The following is a 3,608-nucleotide window of genomic DNA, read 5'->3' on the forward strand; positions in this document are numbered from 1 at the left end:
AGCAACCTGTCCGCCCACCAGCTGATTCAAAATTAAGCATTGTTTTTTGAATCTTCAGCCTTTAGACACACGATTATTCCCTCACGTACAGTAACAAACTTATGTAAATGACTTGTATTAAAGAAATTAATAGATATTTTAATCAATCAGTGTTGAATTAAAAAAATACGATTAAATTATATGTAATGAATTTGAAAATTTATTTTAAAAAGCATTTGTGAAATAGCAGATTTTTGATGTCAATCTTTGTGTTTAAAAAGCAAACTTCAGTTTAGGATGAGAGTTAAGGCGTTGAAAAACTACATTTTTAACCGTAGGCAAAAAGAAAATCCCGGATATGTACAAAATTTGTAATTCAAAACCCCATTCAGCAGTTTTATGGCTACTTCTTATTAAAATTATTAAACTTTTTGATAACTGGGGAATGAACGGAATTATCATCCCTAATCCAACGGTCATCAATTTTTGCAGCCACCTTTTTATGGGTTCGGAAATAATTGGCGAGTGCATCGCGAATGACGATATTGTAATATGTGATCTGGTTTTCGGGAATTTTGGTTAGTAAGGTCAAACCGGCATTCCCCTGCATCAGAAAATCTGTGGTAGCAACAGTATAAATGCTATCGGGACTCCACGTTTTTCCATTGATTTCAAGATTGGTAATTCGTTCAAAGTTAGGATAATTACGGTTGTTTACAACTTTTCCACCAGAGATTCGTATGCCGTGTCTGGAACCTGAAACTCGGAATTCGAGTATTTCCTTTAATTTGGCACCGGAAATATCCATTGTTACGATTCGGCTTTCGAAGGGTAAAACCTTAAAAACATCACGATATGTAACAGGTCCTTTTGTAATGTTATCTCGAACACCTCCGAGATTCAAAAAGGCAAAATCCGCATTTGTTTCCTCACGCATCGCATCCATAACGGTATTTCCGATTAGACTTTGGGAAGCACCCTCTTTTGTAAGGTGAATTGTTGCTTCTCCGATATATTCATCCATTCCCTTTTCTGCAATAGCCTGAAGTGAATCAATGGTTTTTTTTACAATCGGATCGGGCAATATCTCTTCACTGGCCATAGATATTAAATCCCCATCAAGATAAGCCGGGAGTTCATAGCCTGATATGGTTTCTGAGACTTCATCAACGGTTATAATTATGTGACCGAGATTCGAACCATAGGCATAATTCTGGAAAATGAGAGTATGATTATCCGGTTCTTCCCACGGCTTCTTGTATCCCTTGTGAATATGTCCGGCAAAAATAATATCAATGCCCGGAACTTTATGAGCAAGGTGCATTGCGTTGTCCGGCCAGCGTCTATTCGGATCATTAATATGCCCTTCAACAATATCGTGCTGATAAGCAGATTCCACATCATAGGGAATTCCAAGATGTCCAAGGACAATAATGATATCGGCACCCTTTTGTTTTACAATTTTTTTGTATTTTTCCACGGTTTTTGAAACTGATAAAAATTTAAGTCCTTTAATGTGTTCAGGGAAACTCATCATGGGAGTTTCTTCAGTGCAGATACCGATAATTCCAATTTTGATGCCGTCAAATTCTTTAATAATATAAGGAACTGCTTCGGGAATTATCGCACCTGTTTCTTTTAAGACAATATTTGCACAAACAATAGGAAATTTTGCCAATGAAAGAGTTTTCTTTAATTCTTCATATCCTGCATCAAATTCGTGATTTCCAATAGTCATCGCATCGTAGTGAACCATGTTCATATATTTAATAATTGCTGTGCCATTTGTCATTGTTCCGATAGGGTGCCCTTGAAAGAAATCACCAGCATCAATCAGAAGAAATTCTTCACCATTTTCTTTTGCGTTTTTGCGAATGCGGTTTATATATGTGGCAGATGCTGCTCCCCCTCCAAATGGGGGTGGGAAATCAGGATTTAAAAAGGTGGCAGGAACTGCGTCAATACCGCCGTGAATATCGTTTGTGAAAATAATGTTAAGCTTGATGTCATCACAAAAAAGAATGGAATAAATGATTAAAAAAATTATTAATATTAGAAATACTTTTTTCATATCATGCCTTTGTTAATTAGATTTTGTTAAATTCGTGTTGTAAGCACACTTCGGAAAAGCGTAATACGTTTCGTATTCTGTTTCTCCGAAACGGCTTGTGAGAGCACGCTTTGGAAAAGCGTAATACGGATTTATTAAAATTTCCATGAAAATGTTGCCATAAAATTAGTAAGAAAATCTTCTACGTTGTCAGGTTTATCCCGATTAACAGGAAGAGGGTCATAAGCAGTATCCCAAAGATTTTCATTTGCGTAATATCCATCAGGGAAAAGGTCTAAGTGTGAATAATTCATTGTTCCGATCTCGCAACCAAGATTAAGTATAAAATTGTAGGAAAGGCTTACGGAAGTACCTAAGGAAAAAGTGGTTAGAGTTACTTCTTTATCCCGTGCCATAGGTTTATAACTAAAACCTAATCGGAGAGGAACGGCACTTGGCATATAATATTCGATTCCTGCAGAATATTCGATTATATCATCATACAAAGTGTTGTAATCACTCCATTGAACGTAGTTCGCATCAAATTCAAAAGTTGCATTCCAGCGGTTTCTCGGACGGTATTTTATTCCAAATCCAATTTCTTGAGGATAATAGATAGTAGAACTGAAACTTGAAGTGGAATCAAATTCGATTGTTTCATCCAGACTGATTTCAGCTTTTTGAATATAAGAAACACCGAGCTCAATTCTTTTTCCCAAACCAAAAATCAATCCACCTTGAAAACGCATACCGGATAAATCTCTTTTTACATGGTAATTCACGTCGGGAATGCTATCGGCGGGAGTGAATGACATAGTATCTTTTGCCCATTTTGTAAAAATGATTGTAGAATCAAGATCACAATTGCCTTTCAAAATTGAAATTCCTAAGCCGAGAGAAATTTTTGAGAAAAATTTATTTTTCCGTTCCATTGAAACAGCGATTGCGGGTGAGTAAGAATTTAGAAGCCCGGAACTTTCGTAAGTATTCACAGCAATTTTTTTGGGCTGATTGTCATCATCGGCACTTTCATTATTTCGGATTTCTTCAATATATTTAAAATTAAAATCATACAAAGGTGCATAATTAAACGCTGTAGTTACATTAAATGGTTTTATAGCGAAATTATAGGCAACTCCCGCAAAATATTTGTCAAAAAGATGAGCGTTGGAAACATAAACCGCATTATCCACATAGGAACTAAAAGAGTCATATAATGGATACGACCTGTCTTCATCGTTTTTCGTAAGATTACCGCTAAACTGGAAAGACAGTTTACTCGGAAGGGAACCGAGTATGGCAGGATTTTTTAGGGAATTCAAGACTTCTTCAGAAGATGCGATTCCGGTAGAACCCATTGCCAAAGAGCGAGAAGAGAACGCTCTGATCTGCTCGCCGAGAGTTCCGTTATAGACAAAACCCGCTTCTACATTGATAGATAATAGAAGCATTATTGTACAGATAGTCGTAAATTTTATTCCCGTCAATATTCGGGATTTCGTATTGTTTAACATTATTCCTCCAAAAATATATTTATTGTTTTATTCGATGCAGATTTATTCGATGCAGATTTATTCGA

Annotated in this window: 2 protein-coding genes; both read right to left on the bottom strand. The window is 36.2% G+C overall.

Features of this window, described 5'->3' with window-relative positions:
* Positions 1-382: 382 nt before the first annotated feature.
* Positions 383-2,050, bottom strand: coding sequence for a bifunctional UDP-sugar hydrolase/5'-nucleotidase (locus tag U9P79_05165; GenBank protein MEA2104018.1), 1,668 nt, complete (start codon positions 2,048-2,050; stop codon positions 383-385).
* 134 nt (positions 2,051-2,184) lie between these two features.
* On the bottom strand, positions 2,185-3,543 hold the full coding sequence (locus tag U9P79_05170) for an outer membrane protein transport protein (protein ID MEA2104019.1): 1,359 nt from the start codon (positions 3,541-3,543) through the stop codon (positions 2,185-2,187).
* Between the last annotated feature and the right edge of the window lie 65 nt (positions 3,544-3,608).

The organism is Candidatus Cloacimonadota bacterium (assembly GCA_034661015.1).
GTDB lineage: Bacteria > Cloacimonadota > Cloacimonadia > JGIOTU-2 > JGIOTU-2 > JAYEKN01.

Bases quoted from the DNA above. Each gene is read 5' to 3' on its own strand.
- U9P79_05165 (MEA2104018.1), bottom strand. From the start codon at position 2,050: ATGAAAAAAGTATTTCTAATATTAATAATTTTTTTAATCATTTATTCC.
- U9P79_05170 (MEA2104019.1), bottom strand. From the start codon at position 3,543: ATGTTAAACAATACGAAATCCCGAATATTGACGGGAATAAAATTTACG.